General features: G+C 43.9%; 24 protein-coding genes. 6 read left to right on the forward strand and 18 right to left on the reverse strand.

Annotated elements, in window-relative coordinates; genetic code table 11:
* Positions 1-45: 45 nt before the first annotated feature.
* On the reverse strand, positions 46-408 hold the full coding sequence (locus JMX18_RS10180; protein ID WP_201587489.1) for a septal ring lytic transglycosylase RlpA family protein: 363 nt from the start codon (positions 406-408) through the stop codon (positions 46-48).
* A gap of 306 nt (positions 409-714) precedes the next feature.
* On the opposite strand from JMX18_RS10180, the gene JMX18_RS10185 reads away from it, so the two are divergent.
* The gene (locus JMX18_RS10185) at positions 715-1,734 is read left to right on the forward strand and encodes a DnaJ C-terminal domain-containing protein (protein ID WP_201587490.1); all 1,020 of its coding nucleotides are present in this window, start codon (positions 715-717) and stop codon (positions 1,732-1,734) included.
* A 47-nt stretch (positions 1,735-1,781) separates the two neighbouring features.
* The gene (locus tag JMX18_RS10190) at positions 1,782-2,111 is read left to right on the forward strand and encodes a chaperone modulator CbpM (RefSeq protein ID WP_201587491.1); all 330 of its coding nucleotides are present in this window, start codon (positions 1,782-1,784) and stop codon (positions 2,109-2,111) included.
* 134 nt (positions 2,112-2,245) lie between these two features.
* On the opposite strand, the gene sstT (JMX18_RS10195) is transcribed toward JMX18_RS10190, so the two are convergent.
* The 4 genes from sstT (JMX18_RS10195) to JMX18_RS10210 all read right to left on the reverse strand — a co-directional run bounded on the left by sstT (JMX18_RS10195) (position 2,246) and on the right by JMX18_RS10210 (position 7,465).
* On the reverse strand, positions 2,246-3,448 hold the full coding sequence (gene sstT / locus JMX18_RS10195; RefSeq protein WP_201587492.1) for a serine/threonine transporter SstT: 1,203 nt from the start codon (positions 3,446-3,448) through the stop codon (positions 2,246-2,248).
* 340 nt (positions 3,449-3,788) lie between these two features.
* Entirely contained in the window at positions 3,789-4,991 is a 1,203-nt protein-coding gene (gene sstT, locus JMX18_RS10200) for a serine/threonine transporter SstT (protein ID WP_201587494.1), read from the reverse strand.
* A 317-nt stretch (positions 4,992-5,308) separates the two neighbouring features.
* Complete coding sequence (locus tag JMX18_RS10205; RefSeq protein ID WP_201587495.1) at positions 5,309-5,800, reverse strand: DNA polymerase III subunit chi; 492 nt, start codon at positions 5,798-5,800, stop codon at positions 5,309-5,311.
* Between the two features lie 15 nt (positions 5,801-5,815).
* Positions 5,816-7,465, reverse strand: a complete 1,650-nt coding sequence (locus JMX18_RS10210) for a leucyl aminopeptidase (protein ID WP_201587496.1) — start codon at positions 7,463-7,465, stop codon at positions 5,816-5,818.
* A gap of 594 nt (positions 7,466-8,059) precedes the next feature.
* Between JMX18_RS10210 and JMX18_RS10215 the strand changes: the two genes are divergently transcribed.
* A complete protein-coding gene (locus JMX18_RS10215) occupies positions 8,060-9,307 on the forward strand; it encodes an LPS export ABC transporter permease LptF (RefSeq protein WP_201588319.1) in 1,248 nt (415 codons plus the stop codon).
* Positions 9,307-10,503 (forward strand): LPS export ABC transporter permease LptG, encoded by a 1,197-nt coding sequence (lptG, locus tag JMX18_RS10220; protein WP_201587497.1) that lies wholly within the window; start codon positions 9,307-9,309, stop codon positions 10,501-10,503. The genes JMX18_RS10215 and lptG overlap by 1 nt, the downstream gene beginning before the upstream one ends.
* A 107-nt stretch (positions 10,504-10,610) precedes the next feature.
* On the opposite strand, the gene JMX18_RS10225 is transcribed toward lptG, so the two are convergent.
* The 9 genes from JMX18_RS10225 to recN form a co-directional block, all read right to left on the reverse strand.
* Positions 10,611-11,219 (reverse strand): class I SAM-dependent methyltransferase, encoded by a 609-nt coding sequence (locus JMX18_RS10225; protein WP_201587498.1) that lies wholly within the window; start codon positions 11,217-11,219, stop codon positions 10,611-10,613.
* A gap of 302 nt (positions 11,220-11,521) precedes the next feature.
* Positions 11,522-11,785 (reverse strand): DUF3817 domain-containing protein, encoded by a 264-nt coding sequence (locus JMX18_RS10230; protein WP_201588320.1) that lies wholly within the window; start codon positions 11,783-11,785, stop codon positions 11,522-11,524.
* Positions 11,786-11,934: 149 nt separating this feature from the next.
* The gene (gene xerD, locus JMX18_RS10235; RefSeq protein WP_201587499.1) at positions 11,935-12,873 is read right to left on the reverse strand and encodes a site-specific tyrosine recombinase XerD; all 939 of its coding nucleotides are present in this window, start codon (positions 12,871-12,873) and stop codon (positions 11,935-11,937) included.
* Positions 12,863-14,074 carry a methyltransferase gene (locus JMX18_RS10240; RefSeq protein ID WP_201587501.1) on the reverse strand — a complete coding sequence of 404 codons (1,212 nt, stop codon included), beginning with the start codon at positions 14,072-14,074 and terminating at the stop codon, positions 12,863-12,865. The genes xerD and JMX18_RS10240 overlap by 11 nt, the downstream gene beginning before the upstream one ends.
* Positions 14,075-14,115: 41 nt before the next feature.
* Positions 14,116-14,442 (reverse strand): sulfurtransferase TusA, encoded by a 327-nt coding sequence (tusA, locus tag JMX18_RS10245; protein ID WP_201587502.1) that lies wholly within the window; start codon positions 14,440-14,442, stop codon positions 14,116-14,118.
* A 30-nt stretch (positions 14,443-14,472) separates the two neighbouring features.
* Complete coding sequence (locus tag JMX18_RS10250) at positions 14,473-15,009, reverse strand: hypothetical protein (protein WP_201587503.1); 537 nt, start codon at positions 15,007-15,009, stop codon at positions 14,473-14,475.
* A gap of 115 nt (positions 15,010-15,124) precedes the next feature.
* Entirely contained in the window at positions 15,125-15,679 is a 555-nt protein-coding gene (gene ruvX / locus JMX18_RS10255; protein WP_201587504.1) for a Holliday junction resolvase RuvX, read from the reverse strand.
* 70 nt (positions 15,680-15,749) lie between these two features.
* Positions 15,750-16,313, reverse strand: coding sequence for a YqgE/AlgH family protein (locus JMX18_RS10260; protein WP_201587505.1), 564 nt, complete (start codon positions 16,311-16,313; stop codon positions 15,750-15,752).
* 107 nt (positions 16,314-16,420) lie between these two features.
* Positions 16,421-18,112: a DNA repair protein RecN gene (gene recN / locus JMX18_RS10265; protein ID WP_201587506.1), complete on the reverse strand. Its 1,692-nt coding sequence runs from the start codon at positions 18,110-18,112 to the stop codon at positions 16,421-16,423.
* Positions 18,113-18,540: 428 nt separating this feature from the next.
* Between recN and ppnP the strand changes: the two genes are divergently transcribed.
* Both ppnP and rlmB read left to right on the forward strand, forming a co-directional pair.
* Entirely contained in the window at positions 18,541-18,876 is a 336-nt protein-coding gene (gene ppnP, locus JMX18_RS10270) for a pyrimidine/purine nucleoside phosphorylase (protein WP_201587507.1), read from the forward strand.
* A 164-nt stretch (positions 18,877-19,040) separates the two neighbouring features.
* The gene (gene rlmB, locus JMX18_RS10275; RefSeq protein WP_201587508.1) at positions 19,041-19,811 is read left to right on the forward strand and encodes a 23S rRNA (guanosine(2251)-2'-O)-methyltransferase RlmB; all 771 of its coding nucleotides are present in this window, start codon (positions 19,041-19,043) and stop codon (positions 19,809-19,811) included.
* On the opposite strand, the gene coaE is transcribed toward rlmB, so the two are convergent.
* From coaE to pilB, 4 genes are all read right to left on the reverse strand, one after another.
* Positions 19,774-20,436, reverse strand: coding sequence for a dephospho-CoA kinase (gene coaE, locus JMX18_RS10280; protein WP_201588321.1), 663 nt, complete (start codon positions 20,434-20,436; stop codon positions 19,774-19,776). The genes rlmB and coaE overlap by 38 nt on opposite strands.
* 502 nt (positions 20,437-20,938) lie before the next feature.
* Positions 20,939-21,838, reverse strand: coding sequence for a prepilin peptidase (locus JMX18_RS10285; RefSeq protein ID WP_201587510.1), 900 nt, complete (start codon positions 21,836-21,838; stop codon positions 20,939-20,941).
* Positions 21,839-21,929: 91 nt separating this feature from the next.
* Positions 21,930-23,159, reverse strand: coding sequence for a type II secretion system F family protein (locus tag JMX18_RS10290; protein WP_201587511.1), 1,230 nt, complete (start codon positions 23,157-23,159; stop codon positions 21,930-21,932).
* A gap of 267 nt (positions 23,160-23,426) precedes the next feature.
* On the reverse strand, positions 23,427-25,136 hold the full coding sequence (gene pilB / locus JMX18_RS10295) for a type IV-A pilus assembly ATPase PilB (RefSeq protein ID WP_201587512.1): 1,710 nt from the start codon (positions 25,134-25,136) through the stop codon (positions 23,427-23,429).
* Positions 25,137-25,425: the final 289 nt, after the last annotated feature.

The following is a 25,425-nucleotide window of genomic DNA, read 5'->3' on the forward strand; positions in this document are numbered from 1 at the left end:
CATAAAAAAGGGAGAACGCCTTTAACGTTCTCCCTTTTTATTACATTATTCTTTACGATATTTGCCGTCACCGTACGATAGTATTTCCATAGTGGTCGTACAAAGTTGACAGTTAATCTTACCAGCAGCCGCTTTAGAGAGGTCGAGAATACGTCCCGGTGTGAAAGGCCCTCTATCAGTAATTTTTACGATTACACTCTGCTTGGTTTTTCTATTAGTCACCTGTACCTCGGTACCAAACGGCAGCGTTTTATGCGCAGCGGTTAGGGCGTTCATATTGAAGATACTACCACTTGCAGTACGCTTACCATGGAATTTATTACCATAATAACTGGTATTAGCCGCAAAGGTTGCGGTGCTTAACAGGAGTGATAAAGTAATGACTAAAGATTTGATTAAATAAGACATTCAATACCTATTAACAATGGATGAAATAGACAGATACTCTTGCCTATGCTATCTATACTGCTTATTAGTACAAATAATGAAAGGTATTTTACAAGAAAAAGCTTGTTATATTCTTACAGTCGTGTAAAGAATGTTCAAGTTCAAACCTACTTGCGCTAGTTTTACGAGTCAATATGGTATGGCTTTGTCAAATAATATGAAGTATGTAGGTAAAATTGTTCCTATGAACCCATTATATTATCGATAATATAGAAAATGCTTAACGCAAGATAAAAGCTAAGCTAATAAGAATATAAGGAAAACAACATGGCAGAAAAAAATTACTATGACATTTTAGGGGTTAAAAAAGACGCTTCAGATGCCGATATCAAAAAAAGATATCGTAAGTTAGTACGTCAGTATCATCCTGATGTTAGCGATGATCCAGACGCTGACAATAAAATTGCGGAGATTAATAATGCTTACGAGACCCTAAGAGATAAGGATAAACGTAGTGAGTACGACGCCATGCTCGATAATCCATTTGCTGGTGGGACTGGCAGGGCAGGGTTTGGTTCGCAAGCAGGTGCTGGTCAGCAGGGCGGTTTTCGCTGGGAGGATATCAAAGATCAATTCGGCGACGGTGAAGCTTTTGGCGGTGGTGGTTTTCGCTTCGATGATATTTTCTCCGCTTTCGGCCGCGGCGCGCGCGGCGCTAATGGACGGGCAGGCAGTCAAAGCCAGCAGGGCGGCTTTGATCAATTTGGAGCTGGTTTTGGTGCGCAAGATGCTAAAGGTCAAGACCAGCATGCGGAGATTAGCGTTGATTTGGCATCGGTCTATAGCGGCGATGATTATAATATCAAGCTCAATGTTCCCGTCCGTCAGGCTGATGGCAGCGTCAGCTACGATAATAAAACCCTCAAGATTAAGATTCCAAAAGGGATTACCGACGGTAAGCAAATTCGGTTAGCGGCGCAAGGGGCAGCTGGTATTGGTAGCGGTAAGAATGGAGATTTATTTTTAAAAGTTAAAATTACCCATCCCAATAATATCCGCCTAGAAGGCTCTGACGTTTATCAAACGGTAAATATCACCCCGTGGGAGGCGGCACTGGGCGAAAAGATTAACGTCAGTACCCCAGCGGGAACCTTAGGTGTGACTATTCCCAATAACAGCAAGTCGGGTAGTAATCTGCGTCTAAGAGGTAAAGGTATCCCTGACAAACAGGCTGGCGATTTATATTTAACCTTAAATATCGTCAATCCAGAGGTCACTACTGATACCGAAAAACAAGCTTACGAGAATCTAAAACAAGTTTTTGCTGATACCACTATTAACCGTTAAAACTAGCACGAGAATAGTGATATAAAGTGTAAATGAGGATGATAACGATGAAACATTCACCGGAAGTAAATGATCTGATTATGAGTTTTGATGAGCTAGTATCTGCTTGTGGACAAGAGCGTCAGTGGGTAATAGCGTTAATTGAAGAAAATATTATTGAGTATGATGTCCCCGAAAGCCAGCATTTCTCTGGCTATCAGCTGACTACCGTGCGCCGGGCCTCACGCCTTAGCCGTGACTTTGATGCCAGTGTGCCAGCTATTGGTTTGATACTGGAATTATTAGATGAAGTGGAGCAGCTGCGCCAATTCAAGCGTCAGTGGGAGAGTGATACCTCAATGATAGAAGTAGAAGTAAACAGTATAAAGAACCAGTAGGTTTAATTAGCAAAAAGGGCACTCATTCATTTGAACTGGGTGCCCTTTTTTATGGCTATCTTTTATAGATACTAATGATTTACTAACGCTTGCAATGATTTACTGATGCTTATCTATTACTAGCGTGCGTACTTTTAGCGGGCATACTTGGGATCAGCTGCGGCGGTAAACAGCACGTCCGTTGAGGAGTTCAAAGCCGTTTCAGCGGAGTCTTGCACCACGCCGATAATAAAGCCAATAGCCACCACTTGCATAGCGATATCGTTTGGAATACTAAACAGACTAGCGGCAAGCGGAATAAGTAGTAACGAACCGCCAGCTACCCCTGAAGCACCGCAGGCACTGATGGTCGCTACTAGACTTAATAATAATGCTGAAGCAAAGCTGACTTCAATACCCAAAGTATGGGCAGCAGCAAGGGTTAAAACGTTGATGGTAATAGCAGCGCCAGCCATATTAATGGTGGCGCCAAGCGGAATAGTGACAGAGTAGGTATCTTCATGCAGACCCAGTTTTCGGGCAAGGTTCATATTCACCGGAATATTGGCCGCAGAGCTACGCGTAAAGAAAGCGGTAATCCCTGACTCACGCAGGCAGGTAAATACTAGCGGATAAGGGTTTTTACCGGTTTTCACAAACACAATTAAGGGGTTGGCGATTAGAGCGATAAATAGCATACATCCAACCAATACTATCAAGATACGTGCATAACCCGCTAATACTGAGAAGCCAGTTTCAGCAACGGTATTGGCAACCAAGCCTAAGATACCAAAGGGCGCGAGCGCAATAACCCATTTAACGACCTGTGAGACTGCATCGGCAAAAGCGCTCACTACCGTACGCGCCGTGTCATTGGTTCGGCGTAGAGCAAAACCGAGAATAATGGCCCATGCCAAAATACCGATATAATTAGCATTAGCAATAGCATTGACAGGGTTAGCGACTAGGCTCAATAGTAGATTGGTCAACACCTCTTTTAAATTGGCGGGCGGTACTTGCTCGATAACGTCGCTGACCAATACCAGCTCAGTAGGAAATAAGAAGCTTGCCACTACCGCAGTTAGGGCGGCCAAAAAAGTGCCAAAAATATACATAATCAGCACGGGCTTGACATAGACCTCGTTATTACTGCTATGCTGGCTAATCGCTGCCATCACTAGAGTGAATACCAGTACGGGTGCCACCGCTTTTAAGGCGCCAACAAACAAGGTACCAAGCAGCCCGAGAGCAATACCAGCGCTGGGTGCCAGCCAGCCAATTAATACTCCCAATACCAGCCCTATAATGATTAGTGGTACTAGCCCTATACGTTGGTACGTCGCTATCAGTGAGCGCATTGTTGTCCCCTTAAAATAATTAATATTGAATGCGGTCAATAAAAATGAGCCCATCCTAGATTGAATGTTTATCTAAGATAGCCTTATAAAAATTTATTTATTGCTCCACTCTCAACCTAGCCTATACCTATAATCTTAGGTGGTTAAGTGCGGAGTATTCATTATAGAATTTCTAGATACTACAGCTGATTCACTTTAAAAGTGTTACAACTCAGTGCTACTGGTATTCATTTTACTTGCGTGCTGTGTCTACGCTGACAGAGGCTGCGCAAAATTAATACCAGTAGCACGTGGCTAAATATGTCAGTTTTATTCAGGATTGACTATAGCGTGCATACTTTTAGCGCGCATATTTGGGATCAGCAGCGGCGGTAAATAGCACGTCCGTTGAGGAGTTCAGCGCTGTTTCAGCAGAGTCCTGCACCACGCTAATAATAAAGCCGATAGCCACTATTTGCATAGCTATTTCGTTTGGAATATTGAACAAGCTGGCAGCCAAAGGAATAAGGAGTAGTGAACCACCCGCTACTCCAGAGGTACCACCGGCACTGATAGTAGCGACTAGACTTAACACCAAAGCAGAGCCAAAACTAACCTCGATCCCTAAAGTATGAGCAGCGGCCAGAGTCAGGACATTAATAGTGATAGCCGCCCCAGCCATATTGATAGTAGCGCCAAGCGGAATAGTTACCGAGTAGGTATCTTCATGCAGACCCAGTTTACGGGCAAGGTTCATATTCACCGGAATATTAGCCGCAGAGCTGCGCGTAAAAAAGGCGGTGATACCGGATTCACGCAGGCAAGTAAATACTAGCGGATAAGGGTTTTTGCCGGTTTTAAAAAATACTAGCAGAGGGTTGGTAATTAAGGCAATAAAAAGCATACAGCCGACTAGCACCAGAAGAATACGGGCGTAACCTGCTAAGGCACTAAAGCCGGTATCAGCGACGGTATTCGCCACCAAGCCTAAGATACCAAAGGGCGCTAAAGCTATCACCCATTTTACTACTTCTGAGATGGCGTCGGAGAGATCAGAGATCATGGTGCGTGTGGTGGCGCTAGCTTGGCGCAGAGCAAAGCCGATGATGATAGCCCAAGCTAATATACCGATATAGTTGGCATTGGCTATAGCTTCAATAGGATTATCGACTAGATTAAGAAGAAGAGTATTCAAAACTTCTTTTAAATCAGCTGGCGGCGCTTGCTCAATAGTTGCATTTATTAAAGTGAGCTCCGTGGGGAATAAGAAGCTAGCGCCTACAGCAACTAAAGCGGCTATAAAGGTGCCGAATAGATAAAGAATGAGTACTGGTTTGACATAAACTTTACCGCCGCTACGATGCTGGCAAATGGCTGACATCACTAGGATAAATACCAATATAGGTGCTACGGCCTTGAGCGCCCCGACAAACAATGTACCCAATATACCTAGAGCAATACCGGCGCTGGGTGCCAGCCAGCCTATCAACACGCCCAGTACTAAACCTATAACTATCAGCGGCACTAGCCCTATACGTTGGTACATCGCTATTAGTGAGCGCATCACTACCCCCTCAATCTAAACAATAAAAGTAAACTAAAATCAATATGATAATCGCCGAATAGTAGCATCTTTTTAGGCAATCACCTACTGCTCTATAGTCTAGTGGCCTTGAGATAATTTTAAGAGGGAGAAAAAATGACGATCAATGTAGGTGCTTTAAATGAAGTTAACCTAAGGAAAAGTGAGAGTTTCTGGGAGTAATTGAGGAATATAAAAAGAAGGAATAAACAAAAATAGCAGGTTTTATAGAAGGAGGGTTAAAAAATAACTATTATAAAAAGTAACTCTTATAAAAAAATAAAGACGATAAAAATGAGCTAGACTTTAAAGTGAGTCAGCTCATAATCTAGATTTTTATAATATTTATATTTATCGCGGCCCTGCTGCACACTGGTGTTATCGGGCTTGATAATCTCAAGAATACGGGTAAGTTGTATATTGCTAGTCGGCTTTATAAACTCATTGACGATGTGCTTGGTAGTATTAATAACCATACCGTTGAAATCTGCTGGCAAATAAGTACTTAATAATACTGGCGCGCTCATAGCACTAGGATCAATATCATTGTCGTTCTCAGCACTGTCATCCACGTCTAAATGGTCTAAACGCTGATGCGGAATAAAGCTAGTAGCATCGTGTGACCACAGCCCTTTATCAAGCTCGTCAAGCAAAGCTTGATCTTCAGTGAGGATCAGTAGCGAGTGAGTGCTCTTATTGAGCGCCGTTTGGGTCAACTGACAAATAAAGCCCAAGAAATCTTGGGCCTTATTCTCGCTTAATATATAAAAGCTAACGTTTAGTTTTTGCATAATAGAGGTCAGTATTTATGCCATATCTACGTGATTTTTTAGGTATTGCATAAATAAGGGTACTGGACGACCAGTAGCTGCCTTATCTTTTCCTGAGCTCCAAGCGGTACCAGCGATGTCTAGATGTGCCCATGCTTGACCTTCCTCAACGAAGCGCGATAAGAAACAAGCAGCAGTTACTGCGCCTGCACCTTTACCACCTATATTCTGCATATCAGCGATAGGGGAGTCGAGCTGCGACTGGTAAGCATCATCCATCGGCATATGCCAGATGAGATCGCCTGATTGATTACTGGCATTTTCTAAACCGAATAACAGATCTTCATCGTTACTAAATACGGCTGAGCGCACATGACCTAGAGCCACCACGCAAGCACCCGTTAAGGTGGCGACATCAATGATCGCTTTGGGCTCATAGCGCTGCACGTAGCACAAGGTATCAGCTAATACTAAGCGGCCTTCAGCATCGGTGTTCAAAATCTCCACTGATTTGCCATTCATCGCTTTGATGATATCGCCAGGACGGGTTGCTTCGCCTGATGGCATATTCTCTGCACAAGCTAAAGCACCTACGACGTTGATTGGCAGACGTGCTTCACACAGGGCCTTAATTGTACCGAGTACAGAAGCTGAACCACCCATATCAAACTTCATCTCATCCATGGCTGCACCGGGCTTAATAGAGATACCGCCTGAATCAAAAGTGATACCTTTACCGACTAATACGATAGGCGCATCGTCGTTGCTCTGATCTTGCTGCTTAGCAGACTTTTTACCCGCTAGTTTGTTAGTAGGCAATTTATCTGCTAAAGCTTTTAGACCACCGCTAACTTTGGCGCTGCTAGTTTCTTTATCGGTTGATACAGCTTTGGCGCTAAATTTAGACTTGCCTTGATATTCCATAATAACCAGTTTGCCCTCGCGAGCTGAGCCTTTAGCCACCGCTAAGAAGCACTCCATACCCAGCGCTGCCATCTCTTTTTCATCAAGGACAGTGACTTTTAATAAATCAGGATAAGTCTTTGCCAGCTCCTGAGCTTGTTCTGCCATATAGGCTGGAAAACAGATATTACCCGGCTCATTGGCCACGTCACGGGTCAAGCTTTGACCGCTAAAGACCGACTGAGTAAACGCTAAAGCCGCTTGTAAGGAGTCATCAGCAAGTAAATAGATATCGGTCAATACTGGCGTCTGCTGTTCAGATTTATACTTATCAAAACGATAGCTTGAGGCCAACAGATTAAGTGCGAACTGGCTAAACTGGGTTTCTTCTAAAGCGTCGCCTAAAGCCACGGTGATAGAAGCTACCCGCTTTTGGGTATTATCATAAATAGTTTTGGCGATCTTTTTTAGGACAGTTTCATTGAGCTTGTCGCAATCACCGACACCTACTAATAATAGCTGTACAGGATTTTGCTTAGTGGTTTTTTTGTCCCCTGCCAATGCATAATCAGCTACGGTTTCGCAAGCCTTGCCATTGAAGTGCGAGACTTCGATTAATTGTTCAATGCGTGAGTGGTATTCGGTTAATTCCGATTCAGCCAAAATGTTTTTATTATCATCGACCAAGACTACTAAACAGGCCGCGTCTTTATCTTTGGCTTCTTTTTTTAGAATTTTTTGGGTATGAGTTTTCGGTAATTGCTGAGTTAACTTAATATTCATATATTATCCTTATTAGAGTGAAAGCTTAGAATGTTATAAGCAGTATAAAGGTTATGAGGGCAAAAATAGCCCATCAGAAGGTTAAGATAGGGTTTGCTAATATAGTATAGTTATAATCATCTTGCTTCGTTAGATCCTGAGGCATAGTGTAGCATATTAGCCGCTAAGGCTAAGTACACAGTCCGTAAAGGTTAGGTAATACTCTTAATAGAGTTTATTAGGCAACCTTACAGATTTTATCGAATGTGTTTATTCAGTGAAGAGTAAAAACTATTTATCTTCTAACTATATCAGCTATTAAATGACTTATCAGCGGAGATTAGAAGAGGTGTTGATAATGTTTGCAAACACATTTCGCAGCCATTTTCTATCAAATTATGCTAGGATTAGCGCTTATCTAACTTGCCTATATTGATATCGTTATTGATGTCGTTTAGCTTATAAGTTGTTCATCTATATTTATGGCTACTTAAGTATAAGTTAAATGAAACGCTATTGATGAAGATTGGTTTATATTAGCCGATTATCGGTTGCAAAACTGTCAACAATCTATGCTCACTGCTAAGAGTGCCTACTGTGATATTACGCCGCTACATGACCCGTCAGGTTGCCTCAACTACTGCTTTGGTGTTGGGGTTTTTGGTAGTGATGATGCTTGGTGGGCGTCTGATTCGCTATTTTGGTATTGCAGCTGAAGGGCGTCTAGATATTAGCCTGCTGTTCACTATTATTGGTTATAACTTACCGTATTTTTTAGAGCTGATCTTACCTTTGGCATTTTTTATCGCCCTAATGTTGGTATTTGGACGCTTATACGTCGATCAAGAAATGGCGGTTATTAATGCTAGCGGAGTTTCTCGTGGTAAGCTGGCGCGGTTAATGACCCCGTTGATTCTAGCTTTGTTCGTTGGAGAGGCAGCGTTATCCATAGTTGGTAAACCTTGGGGCGTACGCTCATCAGAGACTATCTGGCAACAGCAAGCTCTAACCAGCGCCTTTGATTTGATTCGGCCTAATGAATTCATTAATAGTGGCAATTATCATTTATATGTGGGCAGTTTAAGCGATGATAATAAACAGCTGCAAGACGTGGTTTTGATTCAGACCGAACCTCAGAATAAGCCCGCAGCAGTGAATCAAGCTCCGCCTGAGCTAGAAGCACAGCTACCCATCGCTGATTTACCCAAAGACATAGTAGCGCCTACTACTCGTAATAACTCCTCGATTAGTACCGACACTATTACTCTCGCCAAACGCGCTGAGCAAGTAGAGACCGGTGATAGCGGCATAACCCAATTAGATCTGTTTCAAGGGCGGCGTTACGAGGTAGGCGCTGGCAGTCTGGTATATAACCAAGTGAGTTTTGAGCGTTATCGCATTACTTTAACTGAAGCGCCTCAAGAGGTGGTGACCGAGGATAATATCGAGACTCAGGCTGTCGGGCCGCTATGGCAGGTAGCAACGGGCAATACTCAAGCGGGTAGCGTTGATGCGCTGCGGGCTGCACAAGGTGAGCTGGGCTATCGCTTTGCCTTGCCATGGCTGATGATTATTGCGCCTATGCTCGCTGTCCCATTGGCTCAAGTTCGTCCTCGTCAAGGGCGCTGGCTACGATTGTTTCCAGCGATACTGTTATTCGTTAGCTGCGCTTTAGGGATTATTTCACTCAAAAACGCCGTCAGCAAAGGCAACGTTAGCGTATGGTCTTATGTGTGGTTAATCTTAGGGTTTATGGTGTTGGCATTGTATCTAAACTGGGGTACGCGTATTCAACATCGACTGCGAGTACGCGCAAAAAGCAAAGCGCTGGCGGATAATAGTTCCACAGGAGGGCAACTCTAATGCGTATTTCTCCTGCAGAACGGCTCGCCAATCATAAATCAACCAAGCTGCCCGTGCTGGGTCGTTACGTTAAAGTCAATGCGCTACTAGCGATTATCGCAGCTGTATTAGGCTTATGGGCGCTGCAGATTATATTTTCTTATTTGTCAGAGCTGGATTCACTAAGCGATAGTTATACTTTCTCTGAGGCTTTAAAGTACATTTTTTATCGCTCGCCTTACTTTTTAGAACAGTTCATTCCCACAGGGGCACTGCTGGGTGCAGTCGTTGGCTTAGGTCTACTGGCTAATAAAAGCGAGCTGGTAGTTATGCGTGCCTCAGGCGTGAGCATTTATCGCATCGTAGGCTGGGTATTGCAGCCCGCTTTTGCTCTAGTCATACTGGCGCTCGTTATCAATCAATTTGTACTACCGCATAGTAACCAGTTGGCCAAGAATATCAATAACGATGACAGCAGCGCTCTGATTACTTCGGTACGGGGCTACTGGATGGTACAGCCACGTTTTGAGAACACAGCCGACGGTGATACCAAGCCTGATGGTAGTGATGTCCTCTACATTGACTATGCCGATGTGCAAGGTAATATCGGTGAGGTAAAACGTTGGCATTTGGATAACAATGGCAACCTGCAAACTGCTATTCATGCTGAAGGCGGACAATATACAGGGCGTACGCTGATTGATACGACCGATAGGAGCTTACGCGAGCAGTATCGTTATGAGTGGCAGCTTAATAATATGACTAAGCTCACCATCAATCAAGGTCTTGATAGCAGTCAAGCCAAAGCGCCATCTGATACCCTAACGCTGCCTTTTGCACCCGAATCGGTTTATCTGTTAACCCGTGATGCCGAGGATTTATCACTGACCCAGCTATACGACCATCGCCAGTTTATGCGTCAGCAGAGTAATCGCTCGCTGGAGCATGAATTAGCTTTTTGGCAAAAGCTATTGTCGCCTTTGTCTATCTTATCGCTGGTTATTGTCGCCTGCTCCTTTGTCTTTGGCTCTTTACGTACTCATAGTTTAGGGCTACGTATCGTAGTGGCACTATTATTTGGTCTCCTATTTAGCTATGTTCAGGATTTGGTTGGATTCGTCTCGCTCGCTACCGGATTCTCGCCGCTACTGATGGTGTTATTGCCGATTATCGCCAGTGCGCTATTAGGGCTTTATTTACTTAAACGCCAGATGTAGACAAATACAGTCAGTTCTAAAAAGCCCGCCAAAACATTATAGTTTTGACGGGCTTTTTGCTTGTTTGGCAATGAAACCTGGACTTTTAAAACCTAATCTTTTAAAAGCTAGTCTTTAACCGCCATGGTAATGGTATAAGTTTTGCCTTGCTTCACCTTTTCACTATTGCCAAATACTTCGGTAAAGGAGCGTTTCATAAACTGGCGTAAACCATTGATGGTGACCACATAAAAACGTCCACCTTGACGCATCCGTGCATAAGCATCGAGGAAATATAGATAATGCTGCTCTTTGCCTACTTTGGCGGGCAGGTTCGACATTACTAAGCTAAAGTCTTTGTCTTTATCCACGTGATTAAAGCCGTTTGATAAATGCACATCGACATTTTTTAGACCGTTTTTTTCACAATTTAGGCGTGCATATTCTACTGCCATAAAGTCTTTATCGATTAATGTATGTAGACCATTCGGACACTCTCGCGCCGCTGTCATACCCAGCACGCCGTAGCCACAGCCTAGATCTATTGAATCGTCATCCGCTTGAAAGTCCACATAATCGAGTAGCATGAGGCTACCATCATCCAGCTTTTGCGGAGAAAAAATCCCCCAAGTGGTGGTGAAGTCAAAAGGCTTGCCTAATACGTCTTGGCGAAAGGTAATATCCTTGCGCCATTGTTCGGCACTTTTTAACAGGTCAGCAGGCGGTCTATGGCTCATAGGATTCTCGGGGTTTTATAAGTAAATGGTTAATAAGTTATGGCAGGTATTGTAGCGACAAAAGAGCAGGTTTGCAGCATCCTATTAATAGAAATGTATGGTGTGGAGTTGTATTATCACCATTGTAATGGGAACCAATCTTGCTTTCTGCTTGTATCTGCCTTGCCATTGGACAAAGCCATGCTTCGTTATTTCCTCGCTCACTACTAAAGTGTATCTCAAGCCGACTATTATATGATGGTGAGGTTTTAGAAGTGAGGTAGAGTGCACTCTATCCTAGAGCTTAATAAAACCAACCTCACTTATACTCTCAAACTCTTCTTTAATAAATGATCAAATACAAACGGACCAAATGGCAAAAACGAGCCAATGACACCTGCGGGTATGGCCCACAGCGGCATCTTTATTTTGCTAGCTGCGAATAATAAAGTCAGAATATAGACTATAAAAAGTGCTCCATGCGCCATACCGATATATTTCACCACTTCTGGAATGCCCATCATATATTTTAGCGGCATAGCGATACCTAGCAGTAGTAAAAAAGAAGTCCCTTCTAAGTAACCCATGATAGTCAGAGTATTGAGTACAGAGTTTTGTCTATATGTTAGATTAGACAGGGTAGATGAATGGGATTGTGACAATTTATATTCCTCTTACGATCTTCTAAATTCAAAAACAACTTTGTCAAAAAGTGTGTTTTATGTCTTAACGGCTCTCACCCTCTAGGATGATGCTCAGCATGCAACTTTTGCAATCTCGCCGTCGCCACATGAGTATAAATTTGCGTGGTAGACAAATCACTATGCCCTAGCAATAACTGTACGCTACGCAAATCTGCGCCATGATTGAGCAGATGGGTAGCAAAGGCGTGGCGCAAAGTGTGCGGAGAGAGTTCTTTATCGATACTGGCGACTTTGGCGTACTTTTTAAGTAAGTACCAAAAGTTCTGCCGAGTCATATAGCCGCCTTGTGCGGTCAGAAACACCGCTTGGCAATTGCCAGATTTCAGATGTGCAATCAAATCGCCGCGCCCATGAGTTAGGTAATCTTCTAGTGCATCTGCCGCGTATTCTCCTAGTGGCACTAGCCTCGTTTTATTGCCTTTACCGGTGATTTGTAGCCAGCCTGCATTGAGATTGACTTGTTCTAATGACAAATTAATCAGCTCACTGACCCGCAAACCGCAAGCGTAAAGCACCTCGAGCATGGCTTTATCACGTAATCCAAGTGCGGTGCTGGTATCGGGCGCAGCGAGGAGGTTATCGATGTCCGACTCGCTTAAGTCTTTTGGCAAAGGACGACCCAGCTTGGGAGTTTTGACACGCTCACAAGGATTGTCTTCACGCAGGTTGCTGGCAATCATCCACAAGTAGAACTGCCGCAAGCTTGAGAGCATGCGTGCTTGAGTACGTGGGGTTTTGTGTTGTTGGGCGAGAGTAGAGAGGCAGTGCAGCACGTCATCCGCTTGCCATTTGGTCAGCGCCGTAGGACTGGTGAGTTCACAAAAGCGCAAATCACGCACGTAAGCGTTACGCGTCCGAGTTGCTAGCCCTCGCGCTAGCATCGCTTGACGGAACTCAGTGATATAGCTTGGTTCATCGTCAACGGCTAGCGCTTTGGGTTGGCGTTGTTGTACGGCGCGGTCACGGCTCATAGGATGTACTCACTAAACACCATAAAGAAGTGACCTCGCTACTCCTCGCTGCAAATAATGGGTCATTTTCATCTTGGCTGCGACCATGTTTTGGCTTGGTATCAAGACGGTATTTTACGGTTAGCCCGGCATCTACAAACCAGCCCAATAATTCTTCACGAGTGCGCAGCTGTAAATGCTCAGCCAAATCCGACAGAATCAACCAGACTTCGCCTTTCTCGCTTAAATGCTGTCTTGCGCCTTGCAAAAATCCACGCAGCATAGTGCTATTAGCATCATAAACAGCGTATTCGAGCGGGGAGCTGGGCTTAGCGGGTAACCAAGGCGGGTTACAGATAATGAGATTCGCAGGCGGCGCATCAGTCGGAAACAAATCGGTTTGCTGCAACTGAATATTAGATAGCTCTTGGCGCTCAAAGTTGTCACGAGCGCAGGCGATAGCACGTGGATTTAAGTCCGTGGCAATCACTTGCCCTACGCCACGCTGCGCTAAGATTATTGCCAGCAGGCCTGTGCCCGTACCGATATCATAAGCGACATCGCAAGCTTTAGGCAAAGGCGCATCAAGTAGTAGCTGCACATACTCATTACGAGTAGGGGCAAAAACCCCGTAATGCGGGTAAATGGATAGCCCTAAATTCTCAATCGTTACGCCTTTTTTGCGCCACTGTGCTGCGCCAAGTGCTCCTTGCAGGTCACGCAGCGATAGCAAGCACGGTTCATCATTTAGTTCACCGAAAGCTGCCATGCAAGCTGCGTTGACATCAGGCGCACGGCGCAGCTTACTCACATAATCAGCATCGAGCTCTAATAATAAACGGCTCAATAGACGCGAGCGTTGGGCTTGCATTTGCCGCTGCTGATGAAATAAGTTAGGTAGCTGATTATGGTCAGATTCAGACTTATTTTTATTGGCCGCTTTTTTCCTTTTGCGCTGCTCGGAGCGCTCATTGGTACGCTCAATGCGCCGATTAATAGCTTGGAGCAATTGTCGCCCATTATGAAAATCACCACGCCACAGCATCGAGGTACCAGCGCAAGCTAAGCGGTAAGCCTCATCTGCCGTGGTCGTATCATCGACCACCACAATACGCTCAGGCGGCTGATGATTGTTTGCCGACAACCAGCGAGCATGGCGCAAGGTCTCTTTGCCGTTTTCCTTTTCGAGCCACTGCACATACTGCTTTTCGGTTACTAACACGCGGTCTACCTTTTATAAATAATAAGCTTCTTAAAAAACGCTTAAGCGTTTTTCTTTTTCACCAAGTAACGATAAAGCGTGGCGTTTGCTGGCGTTTCATTATCGCTATCTATAGTTATTTCATCAGGGTCAATAGCTACGCTTACTTGCTCAGCCAGCGTTTCTTGATGGATAAGCTCGTGACCTAGATGGCGACAAAAATTAGGAATATCGCGGGTGGTCGCCGGATCAGTAGCTAGAATTTCGATAGTTTCACCGCTATCGGCTTTACGAATGGCTTTATGCAACATCATCACCGGCTCAGGACAAATCAAACCTTTAGTATCCAAATGATGATGAACAGCGGTATCAGTTATTGAAGTGGTCATAGTCGTCATATTATAAAATGAGTAAATGGGTTAAGAGTGGCTATCAGTTGGCGAGTTTATAGTATTCTCTGATGCATCTTGAGCAGGGACAGACTTATCCGCTGCCTCTAAACTTTCTGCCTCTAGATTTTCTGCCTCTAAAAAGGTAAAGAAGCGTTTAAAGTTTGACTTAAATAAAAACGCCACCCCCAGCCATGAGGCTAAGCCTAACCAAGCGGTATCAGCAAATAGTAAGCCGCCAATAAGTACGATAGTTGAAATCCCAATACTTAGCGCAATCATCGAGGGTTGGCTCAAACGATAGCGATAGATGACTAGCGCATCATAAATAGTAATGGGAATGGTTAGTGTAATCAGCGTATAAGGGAGATTAAAATATAACCAATAAAGCAGCTGATTATCATGAAATGTTTTTATACTGGCGATGGTACCAAAGACCATAAACGCAATAATCGCCGCATAAATGAGATAAATAGCGACTTTATTGGCATTCTGCGCCCCTTTAATTCGGGCAATAGCCAGCGGTGCAAAACCGTGTCGGCTGGTTTGGTCTGAAGCAGAGGTCATAGTAATCAGTCATTTATTGGTAAAGGGTTATCATGCTTTAATTAAGCTCTTTATATTGGCGCAATCATATTGATTTTAAATTATCATTATCATTGTTATTATTTTCAAGCGTGCCTTAATCCTTTTTAATAGTATCAATGGCCATGGCGCTACTAGGGTCTGAGAAGTAAGTTGACAGCAAAATACAAGCAGAGATATCGTCAATCGGATCACGGGGATTATCAATCCAGCCCTGCTCCCAAGCAATCTCTCTAGCTGCCACCGAAGTCAGGCGCTCATCACACAGTTGCACAGTGGCTGGTATATGTTGCTCCATTAAGCGGTGCGCCAAACGACGCGCGAATTTATGCGCGCGTTTTGAGAGCATAGAGCTGCTGCCATCCATATTAAGCGGCAGTCCGACGATAACTTGAGTCACGCCCCACACCTTTATAATACCTAACAGGTTATCCCAATCGGGTTGACCATTATTCATCGCTAGGATATCAAAGGCGCGTGCGGTTTCAGTGATGCTGTTGCCCAGCGCCATGCCCATTTTTTTGACCCCATAATCCAATGCTAGGATAAGGTGGTCCTTTGGGGTAGGAGCCAAGCCAGCATAGTCGTTATATAAGTCATCATCCGTATTTTCAGTGGTGTCAACGTTCACTGTAAGCGTGCTGTCTACCATAGTAGCTAATTTTCCTATCTTACTTATCTTATGGAGGTCTATAGTATTTTAGATTTATCTAATGGGATGATTAAGCATGACCAATATCACTACTTAAATAATCAAAATTGACCCCGATCTTTTCAGCAGCCGATTGCCAACGCTCCTCAAAAGGCGTATCAAACAATAAAGTCAGGTCAGCTGGACAGACTAACCAGTCGCCGCTGCCAAGTTCATCTTCCAGCTGTTTTTTACCCCAGCTGGCATGACCTAAGCATAGGTGGTAGTGCCCAACCCCTTGACCGGCAGCAATACGCTTTAAGACATCCTGACTGGTGGTAACGCAGACGTTCTCTGAGATAGCAAATGAAGAAGCCCATTGTGGCTGCCCAGTATGCAGAACAAACCCTACTTCAGGATACATCGGTCCGCCTTCTAGCGCCAAATCCTCCATAACCTGCGGGTCAGTGACTTCAATATCTAAATCTTCTAATAGCTTGCCCACTCGTGCCTGTTCTATCGGTCGGTTAACCATTAAACCTAACGCCCCTTGTTTATCATGGCGACAAATATAGATCAGCGCCCGCTCAAAGCGTGGGTCTGCTAGATCAGGTGCTGCAATCAAGAAATGATGAGTCAAATTAGCTTTAGGCATAGAGGCAAATATTACATAAAATAAGAGGGAAGACTACTATATGGCGTTATTTACCCAAAAATCAACACAGGGCAGGCGCCAAGGGCTATGAAAAGGTATTCTAAGGCTTACCTTGTATCCGTTTTTACAGCGGTTAGTAAACTGCGCGCATGATCACGAGTAACCTCAGTTATCGTTACCCCGCCTGACATCCGTGCCAGCTCATCGATTTGGTCATCTTGAGTTAAAATAACTAGCTCACTTTGAGTCTGTTCATGATGGTACTTTTGAACCAAAATATGCTGATGAGCCTGCGCCGCTACTTGTGCTTGATGGGTAATTGCTAATAACTGCTGGGTGTGACCAAGTGTGCGCAGTAGCTCACCAACCACTTGCGCCGTACCGCCACTAATACCCACATCGACTTCATCAAAGACCAGCAGAGGCTTGGCGGCGTTATTATCAGCATTGGTCGCTTGCAGTACTTGCATAACTAAAGCCATACGGGAGAGCTCGCCGCCCGAAGCTATCTTATGCAAAGGCTGCATGGGCATGCCTACGTTGGCGCTAAATAACAGATCGATATCAAAGCAGCCTTGGGCGTTATAAAGGCTAAGGTCGCTCTTTTTGGTAAAGACAAACTCACAACGGGCGTTAGGCAAGGCTAGAGGTTGCAGCTGCGCAATTAGTTGTTCGCTAATAATAGGCGCCGCCTGCATACGTTTATCATTAAGCTCATTAGCCAACTGTAGATAATCCTGCCATGCTTGCTCAATTTGAGCCGCCAATACATCGCTACTCGGCTGGTTTTGTAATTGTTCTAATTGTTGTTGCCAAGCCTGCGCTTCAACAATTAGATCACCTGCCGGCAGGCTGTGCTTACGTGATAAGCGGTGACCCAAACTAATCAGGCTATCAAGCTCTTGTAGACGCTGAGGGTCAGGCAGTTGTTGTTCAGCGTAATCGGAGAGTAGAGCCGTCGCCTCAGTAATTTGCTGCTGTGCTAGATGCAGTTGCTCAGAAGCTTGCCCAAAGGTTTGACTAACACTCACTTGTTGATCACACAGCTTAATCGCTTGACCGAGTAAGCTCATTACATCAGGCTCATCAGTATCGTTATCGAGCAAATGCAAACTATGGCTGGCCTCTTGCATCAAGGCTTCAATATTGGACAGCTCCTGGTGTTCAGCTTCAATATCGTGATAATCCACTTCTAATAAAGGTGCAATATCGGCCAGCTGGCTTTGTAACAGCTCAATCCGATCTTGGCGTTGGGCTTCACGGCTCGCCATTTCATCTGCTTGACGTCTGAGCTGCTGATACTGCTGATAATGGCTGGCTGTTTGGGTCGCTAGTGACGTTATCTGCGCCATTTCATCTAACCATTGCACCACGAACTGCGGTTTTAATAGCGCTTGCTGAGCATGCTGGCTATGAATATTAACCAGTAGGCTACCTAAACTTTTGAGCTCGGCTAAGCTGACGGGGGTGCCATTGAGCCACGCTTTTGAGCGGCCGCTACTACTTAGCTGACGGCGGATGAGGACTTCGGGCTCTTCCAAATCGCGCTCATGCTCAGCAAACCAATCTTGCACTACTATATTATCGGTGACATCAAACTGCGCATAGATATCCGCATGATCAGAGCCGTGTCTGACCATAGCGCTGTCAGCTCGTTCTCCTGCGCACAGGGATAGCGCATCAAGGAGTAGCGATTTGCCCGCACCGGTCTCGCCAGTAATAACGTTAAAGCCTTCAGCAAAGCTCAGCTCATGCTGATCAATAAGGGCAAATTGGTATAAGGTTAATGATAACAGCATCAAAGCCTCTCATGGCATATAGTTTATGTCAGACAGATATTATCTATATAATGGTTCATAATAGACTAGGTTAGATTGCAAATGAAATAAAGATATGTTGTAGACTACATTTTTTTTGGCGGTAACGGTTTAATATGATTTTCAGTGTCGCTGTAACAAACTTTATAGATATAATGTGGTAGCATAATCTTACCTAATTCTAATAACCTGCCATGATAACTACACATTTTAGCTTATAATTTGATGAACAAATGTTATCATAGACTAAGGTTTCTTAGTGAAATAGGTCGTTAATTCAAGCATTTAAATGCAGTCGTTAAGATGACAGATGTTTCAAAAAAACCTAATAAAATAGGTCAAACATCACATAAAATAGAAGAGTCTCTTATTTTTTAGTTTAGCAGTAATTATTTGATAAGGAAGCCACTATGCCAGCGGCACAATTTAACAATGTAACCGTTAATGCTCAAGCGACAATATCTTATGATGGACGCTGTTCAAGTCATACCATCATGTTCGAAGATGGTCGTCATAAAACTTTGGGCATTATCTTACCGTGTGATAGTACTATCGAGCAATATCATTTTAGTACTAATACCTCTGAGCGTATTGAGATTATCAGCGGCGATTGTGAGGTCAAAATAAACGGTGACGAAGAGTTTAGCTATTACCGTACGGGTCAGTCGTTTGTAGTCGAGGGCAATAGTAGCTTCAATCTGCGTACTGAAGAGATTGTGCAATATATCTGCCATTTGGAAGGCTAATATCTTCCATGCTTATGTTAAAGTCATCAACATACATAGCATTAAGTATTCAGATCATTAAGAAACAAATAATATCGTACTGATTTTATTTGTTTCTTTTTTTATTTAGATATCCTTTGAGAAATACTATTCCATACTCTTCATCTTAGATAGGCAGTACTATTATGGCAAAGCCCAGCTACTTTTATGGCATTCATGCCATCGACGCATTACTAAAGTATCGTCCCCTTGATGCTCTGAGCTTATTTGTACAGCAGGGCCGTGAAGGCGATAGTCACGTAAAAGATATTATCGATCAAGCTCAGCAAAACGGGATAAGTATCCAGCCTACCCAAAAAGATAAGCTGACCCAACTGTGTGGCAGTCCGCAGCATCAAGGAGTAGTGGTACACGGCAGACCTTTAAGCTTCGCTGATGAAGCTCTATTAGATACTTTAAGTGCGCAAGATCACTGTTTATTATTAGTTTTAGACCAAATCACCGATGCCCATAACTTTGGCGCTTGTTTACGCACGGCAGTAGCTATGGGGGTAGATGCCGTCATTTGCCCTAAACACCACGCTGCCAGCCTGACTCCAACCGTCGCTAAGGTCTCAGTAGGTGCCGCTGAGATGATGCCTATTATTAGCGTGACTAATTTAGCGCGCACTTTAGCGCAGATCAAAAGTGCAGGAGTGTTTGTGTTTGGCACGGCATTGGACGCGACGGCAAAGCCGATACATGCCGCTGACTTGACTGGCAAAACAGCCATTATCATGGGCTCTGAGGGTGAAGGTATGCGCCGCTTGACGCTTGAGAGCTGTGATGAGCTGGTTTATATTCCCATGTCTGGTAATGAACATGGGAACTTACAGAGCTTAAATGTCAGTGTTGCTACCGGTATGGCACTATATGAAGTTAATCGGCAGCGTACTTTAGCTGCTGGGCAAGTGTAAGGTAGTTTTGATGCAGTGGCTCTAACTGTTTATGTAGAGCCGCCAAATCATCCTCATTGACTACCACATCATCAGCATGACGATTACGCTCAGCGCGAGCAAGCTGGTTGACCATAATAGCCTTAATCTTTGTCACACTTTGATCATCTCGGCGGCTGGCGCGCTCAAGTTGGGTTTTTTCACTGGCGTCAATGACTAAGATGCGCTGACACAGATTAGCCAAACCCGCTTCGGCAGCTTCAATCAATAAAGGCGCTGATAAGACAGCATAGGAGGATGTGCTTGCGGCCAATTGATTCTTTGCCGCTTCACGAATAGCAGGATGGGTAATCGCTTCAAGCTCGATAAGAGCTTCTGGATGGGTAAAGACATGCTGCCTTACCGCCGCACGGTCCATATTGCCTGCCGAGTTAACCGCCCAATCACCAAATTTCTTTTGAATCTTACGTAGAGTGGCACTACCTTTTGCTACCACCTCATGAGCAATTACATCGGCATCTATAATATCTATCCCTTGTTCAGCGAACCATTCAGTAGCAGCAGACTTACCGCTACCGATTCCGCCTGTCAGTCCTACTACCAGCCGTTTGCTTTTACGAATGTTTATTTTTTGCGGCGGCTGCATGTGGTCATATCCTGGCTGAGAATTAGACTGGGGATTAGACTGAATAACTGATTGATCTTTTTTTGATGAATGATTTATAGACATAAGAGCGACTTATTTAGCTGATAAAGTAACAAGGATATAAAGAGTATAAAGGTTAATAGCTGATTCAATAATTAGTAAACCACAAACTAGCTAATCAGTAACTAGCTTAGACCACTACTTAGTAGGAATGGCGAATAAAGAAATACCTTTTTATAGGAAGAAGCAGCATAAAAGGCAGTATCTTAAACGCAGTATTTCGAAATCAGCCCTCTACGGCCACTAATTTTAACATTTAATAGTAGACTTTAGGCTGATTGTTTAGCTTAATACTTGGGATAGATATTATTGTGGTCATTGCTTTACTAGATTGTAAATTAACCTTGGCGGGATTAAGTTGAGAGCTGGCTGTTAATTTTTACACGTTTATTTTAATATTACTGAGATTGATTTGATCCAGTAGCTCAGCAGCAATATTAGTCTATACATACATTCCTAAATACCAATCGATAATAGAAGGACCATATAGCAAAGCAATGATACCCGCTATAGCGATATAAGGGCCAAAGGCAAAAGGTTTGCTCTCGCCTTGTCTTTTCAACAAAAAAATACCGACTATAGAACCAAGTAAAGAAGATAGTAAAATAATTAAAGGTAGCATCATAGGGCCAAGCCAAGCGCCTAGCACCGCTAACAGCTTAAAGTCGCCTTGTCCCATACCGTGCTTTTTGGTGATGAGATAAAAAATTTTCACCACTACCCATAGCGATAAAAATCCGAGTAATAATCCCCAAATGGACTGGGTTGGCGATACAAACCAGCCTTGTGAGTTCACTGCTAACCCTAAACCTGCTAGTGGAAAAGTGAGTTTATCAGGTAGCAGCTGGGTATCAAAATCGATGCCAGTCAGCGCAATCAATGTCCATACTAGTACTAGCGCAGATAATCCAGCAGCGCTCACCCCAAAGTGATAAATGACCAGCGCCGAGAGCAGCGCCGTTACCAATTCAACCATAGGGTAGCGCATACTAATAGCCGCTTTACAATCTGAGCAGCGGCCACGCAAAATAAACCAGCTGAGCAAGGGAATATTCTCGTACCAGTTAATTTTATGAGCGCAGTGCGGACAGCGTGAGGCCGGCTTACTTAAAGTAATAGGTCTATCTTTGGCAACACTAGCCGTCAAGATCTTAGTATGCTCGCCAGCTATATCTGGCTGTGCTGCTAAAAACTGACTACACTCTTGCCGCCAAGCATAGTGCATCATCAGCGGCAGACGGTGAATGACAACGTTCAAAAAACTACCTATACACAGCCCCAATAACGCAAATACCACTAGCGCTACTGTCAGGTTGCTTTGTAATAACTCTATAAATTGCATCAAGTGACTGCCCTAAATTGCTTATCTCTAAAGACTTGTTTCTAAAGTGCTTATTTAAGATGATTGCTCTAAAACTTTTGGATTAAACAGCTTACCCTACAACAGAGCCCATTTGGAAAATAGGTAGATACATGGCGATTACTAAGCCACCAACGAGTACCCCGAGTACGGCCATAATCAACGGTTCCATCAAGCTCGTCAAGCCATCGACCGCATTATCAACCTCGTTCTCATAATAGACCGCTACCTTATCTAGCATCTCCTCCAAGCTTCCTGATTCTTCGCCGATACCCACCATTTGAATAGCCATGCTTGGGAACAGATTGGTTGAGCGCATCGAAAACTGTAATTGTTGACCGGTTGATACATCGTTTTTAATTTGCTGGGTAGCATTATAGAACACTACGTTGTTGGTCGCACCGGCAGTAGAGTCTAGTGCGTCAATCAGCGGTACACCGGCGGCAAAGGTAGTAGACAGCGTACGCGAGAAGCGTGCAACTACTGCCTGATAAGCTATCTTGCCGAATATCGGAGTTTTTAACACCGCACGATCTAAAAAGTCCCGAAACTTTTTGGAGCGCTTTTTTGCTTCAGAGAAGCCAATAACCGCCGCTCCAATCGCAATAATTAAAATAAACCACCAAGACTGCATCCACTCGGACATTCCTACGACCATTTGAGTAAAGGCGGGCAGCTCGGCACCAAATGACTCAAACAAGTCAGAGAATACAGGCACGACCTTAATTAACAGAATAATAGTCACGATAATTGCCACAACGATAACTGCTATCGGATATTTCATTGCTTTTTTAATTTTAGCTTTGAGTAACTCGCTTTTCTCTTTATAAGTCGCTACCCGCTCAAGCATGACTTCAAGCGCTCCTGATTGCTCACCAGAGTCGACTAGCGAGCAGAATAAATCATCAAAATAACGCGGATGTTTACGCAGGGCAGAGGCAAAGGTGCCGCCCGCTTCGATGTCGGCTTTGATCTGTAGCACCAGCTCTTTCATACTTGGATTGTCTAAAGAGTCAGCGACAATCTCAAAGGACTGGGTAAGAGGGACGCCAGCCTTCATCATGGTTGCCAATTGACGAGAAAAAATAGCAATATCTATAGGTTTAATAGGTTTTTTAAAGGTAAATAACGGTTTGGGCTTTTTCTTAATGCTTTTGACCGTAATACCTTGTTTGCGCAAAGTTGCTTTTGCTAGCTCTAAACTGCGGCTAGTGGTTTCGCCCTTAATCTTCTGTCCACGTCGATTGACCCCGTCGTAAACAAAGTCTAGTAGCATATCAGTCTTGGTTTTAGCTCTTGCCATTTTTTTACCCTCAAAGTAGGTGTTACAAACCTAGTAAAACTCATTAGGATGGATATAAAGTTAAGTGATTAATTACCGTGTTTTCTTAGATAGATTATCAGTCGTTATAGTTAACATCCTTTAAAATTGGTATAGTGCTGCTGGTATCAATTTTGCGTAGCCTCTGTCGGCGTAGGCACAGCACGCAAGTAAAATTAATACCAGTAGCACAGATCACAAAGTGTGCCGACTTTATTTAGGATTGACTATATATGCATACTTTTGAAGCTATTCTGAGGTGACGCGCATCATCTCCTGAATGCTGGTAACGCCTTGTAATACTTTTATAATTCCCGAGCGCCGCAAATCTCGAAAACCGTTTTTCACAGCGGCATCTTTAATATCCATAGCATTACCATCTTCCATAATGATCCGTGAGATATCTTGATTAACTTTCATGACTTCATAGACCCCAACTCGACCTTTGTAGCCTTCACGGCATTCATTACAACCTACGGGCTCATAGATCGTACTCTCTGGATGGTCCAAATCTTCATCGGTAAAACCCAGCTCAATGAGGCTTTGACGCGGCACATCAATAGTTTTTTTGCAGTTTTTGCACAGGCGTCTAGCCAAGCGTTGAGCGATAACCAGATTTACAGAAGTGGCAATATTAAAAGAGGCGACCCCCATATTACGCAGACGAGTTAGGGTCTCAGGAGCAGAGTTGGTGTGCAAGGTTGAGAGTACCATGTGACCGGTTTGCGCCGCCTTGATGGCGATCTCTGCGGTTTCAAGATCACGAATCTCACCGACCATCACAATATCAGGGTCTTGGCGCAGGAACGATTTCAGCGCATTGGCAAAGGTGAGACCGACCTTTTGATTGACATTAACTTGATTGATACCTTCAAGGTTAATCTCGACCGGGTCTTCAGCAGTCGAGATATTGGTCTGCCCGGTGTTAAGAATATTAACCCCAGTATAGAGTGACACGGTTTTACCTGAGCCCGTAGGGCCGGTGATCAGCAGCATACCTTGCGGCTTGTGCAGCGCCTCTAAGAACATCTCGCGTTGATCAGGCTCATACCCAAGCGCGTCAATCCCTAGCATGGCTGAAGAGGGGTCTAAAATACGCAGTACAATCTTTTCGCCAAATAATGTCGGCAGCGAGTTGACTCGAAAGTCGATGGCTTTATTTTTAGAGAGCTTGAGTTTGATGCGACCATCTTGCGGGACACGGCGCTCAGATATATCCATTTGGGACATGACTTTAAGGCGGGCTGCTATTTTGCTGGCAAGCTGCACAGGCGGGCTAGCCATTTTTTCCATGACCCCATCCACCCGAAAGCGTACTCGATAAGACTTTTCATAAGGCTCAAAATGCAGATCTGAGGCGCCCATACGAATGGCGTCAACCAGCATTTTATTGACAAACTTGACCACGGGCGCCTCATCCACACTAGTGGTCAGAGTAGTTTCGCCATCTTCTTCATCACTGTCTTCAAATTCAATATTTAAATCATTGTCAGCGAAACCACCGAAGCTTTGCATGGTATCGGCATATACACTATCAATGCGTCTTTTAAGTTTGCTTTCTTCTACCACTACTGTTTCGACAGAGAGCCTAGAATTAAAAGCTATAGCATCAATAGCATCGATACGGGTAGGATCACTCAGCGCCACAAATAGGCGCTGACCACGCTTAAAGATGGGTAGGGCATTAAACTTACGTACGATTTTTTCGTCAACCAATTCTTTAGGAATAACCTCACTATTAAGAACATCAAGATCAAAGAAGGGATCACCAAAGGATTGCGATAGTAGTTTTGCTAATGCATAGGCATCGGCCATTTTATTACTGATTAAATAACTCACCAGTCCTATTTGTTGCTGCTGCGATTCCGCTTGCGCCGTTTGCATATTTGCTTCACTAACGATACCTGCAGTAATCAGCTGCTGCGCTAGACTACCAAACTTATTGACTGCGGTAGGCATAAACCCTTCTCCTTGCTGCTCGCTATGCTAGTAGATAGTTGATATATAAAGGATTTTTGCAAAATTTTTAGGCAAAAACTTTGATTTATCTACCAAAAATATACCTGTCTAGAGTAATTAAAATCTTAAAATTATGCTAAAAACATGCAAGAATCATGACAGTTTGAGGGAGTGAGAGGGTGATATAGAGGTATTAAGTTTATTAAAGTAAACTTATTGGGCTTTTTTTGCGTCAAATAGATTTGGATAATGATTTAGCTCTGAATTAGCATTATTTATAATGAAGGGT

Origin of the sequence: Psychrobacter jeotgali (assembly GCF_904846315.1) — a bacterium.
GTDB lineage: Bacteria > Pseudomonadota > Gammaproteobacteria > Pseudomonadales > Moraxellaceae > Psychrobacter > Psychrobacter jeotgali.

What these genes read in the sequence shown, in the direction of transcription:
- ruvX (WP_201587504.1), bottom strand. Translation starts at nt 15,679, where the DNA reads ATGGTAGACAGCACGCTTACAGTGAACGTTGACACCACTGAAAATACG.
- JMX18_RS10210 (WP_201587496.1), bottom strand. Translation starts at nt 7,465, where the DNA reads ATGAATATTAAGTTAACTCAGCAATTACCGAAAACTCATACCCAAAAA.
- JMX18_RS10230 (WP_201588320.1), bottom strand. Translation starts at nt 11,785, where the DNA reads ATGGGTTACTTAGAAGGGACTTCTTTTTTACTACTGCTAGGTATCGCT.
- JMX18_RS10285 (WP_201587510.1), bottom strand. Translation starts at nt 21,838, where the DNA reads ATGCAATTTATAGAGTTATTACAAAGCAACCTGACAGTAGCGCTAGTG.
- JMX18_RS10205 (WP_201587495.1), bottom strand. Translation starts at nt 5,800, where the DNA reads ATGCAAAAACTAAACGTTAGCTTTTATATATTAAGCGAGAATAAGGCC.
- xerD (WP_201587499.1), bottom strand. Translation starts at nt 12,873, where the DNA reads ATGAGCCGTGACCGCGCCGTACAACAACGCCAACCCAAAGCGCTAGCC.
- recN (WP_201587506.1), bottom strand. Translation starts at nt 18,112, where the DNA reads ATGCTGTTATCATTAACCTTATACCAATTTGCCCTTATTGATCAGCAT.
- JMX18_RS10215 (WP_201588319.1), top strand. Translation starts at nt 8,060, where the DNA reads ATGACCCGTCAGGTTGCCTCAACTACTGCTTTGGTGTTGGGGTTTTTG.
- JMX18_RS10185 (WP_201587490.1), top strand. Translation starts at nt 715, where the DNA reads ATGGCAGAAAAAAATTACTATGACATTTTAGGGGTTAAAAAAGACGCT.
- tusA (WP_201587502.1), bottom strand. Translation starts at nt 14,442, where the DNA reads ATGACCACTTCAATAACTGATACCGCTGTTCATCATCATTTGGATACT.
- JMX18_RS10290 (WP_201587511.1), bottom strand. Translation starts at nt 23,159, where the DNA reads ATGGCAAGAGCTAAAACCAAGACTGATATGCTACTAGACTTTGTTTAC.
- JMX18_RS10180 (WP_201587489.1), bottom strand. Translation starts at nt 408, where the DNA reads ATGTCTTATTTAATCAAATCTTTAGTCATTACTTTATCACTCCTGTTA.
- sstT (WP_201587492.1), bottom strand. Translation starts at nt 3,448, where the DNA reads ATGCGCTCACTGATAGCGACGTACCAACGTATAGGGCTAGTACCACTA.
- JMX18_RS10250 (WP_201587503.1), bottom strand. Translation starts at nt 15,009, where the DNA reads ATGACCTCTGCTTCAGACCAAACCAGCCGACACGGTTTTGCACCGCTG.
- pilB (WP_201587512.1), bottom strand. Translation starts at nt 25,136, where the DNA reads ATGCCTACCGCAGTCAATAAGTTTGGTAGTCTAGCGCAGCAGCTGATT.
- lptG (WP_201587497.1), top strand. Translation starts at nt 9,307, where the DNA reads ATGCGTATTTCTCCTGCAGAACGGCTCGCCAATCATAAATCAACCAAG.
- JMX18_RS10190 (WP_201587491.1), top strand. Translation starts at nt 1,782, where the DNA reads ATGAAACATTCACCGGAAGTAAATGATCTGATTATGAGTTTTGATGAG.
- ppnP (WP_201587507.1), top strand. Translation starts at nt 18,541, where the DNA reads ATGCCAGCGGCACAATTTAACAATGTAACCGTTAATGCTCAAGCGACA.
- JMX18_RS10260 (WP_201587505.1), bottom strand. Translation starts at nt 16,313, where the DNA reads ATGCCTAAAGCTAATTTGACTCATCATTTCTTGATTGCAGCACCTGAT.
- rlmB (WP_201587508.1), top strand. Translation starts at nt 19,041, where the DNA reads ATGGCAAAGCCCAGCTACTTTTATGGCATTCATGCCATCGACGCATTA.
- coaE (WP_201588321.1), bottom strand. Translation starts at nt 20,436, where the DNA reads ATGCAGCCGCCGCAAAAAATAAACATTCGTAAAAGCAAACGGCTGGTA.
- JMX18_RS10225 (WP_201587498.1), bottom strand. Translation starts at nt 11,219, where the DNA reads ATGAGCCATAGACCGCCTGCTGACCTGTTAAAAAGTGCCGAACAATGG.
- sstT (WP_201587494.1), bottom strand. Translation starts at nt 4,991, where the DNA reads ATGCGCTCACTAATAGCGATGTACCAACGTATAGGGCTAGTGCCGCTG.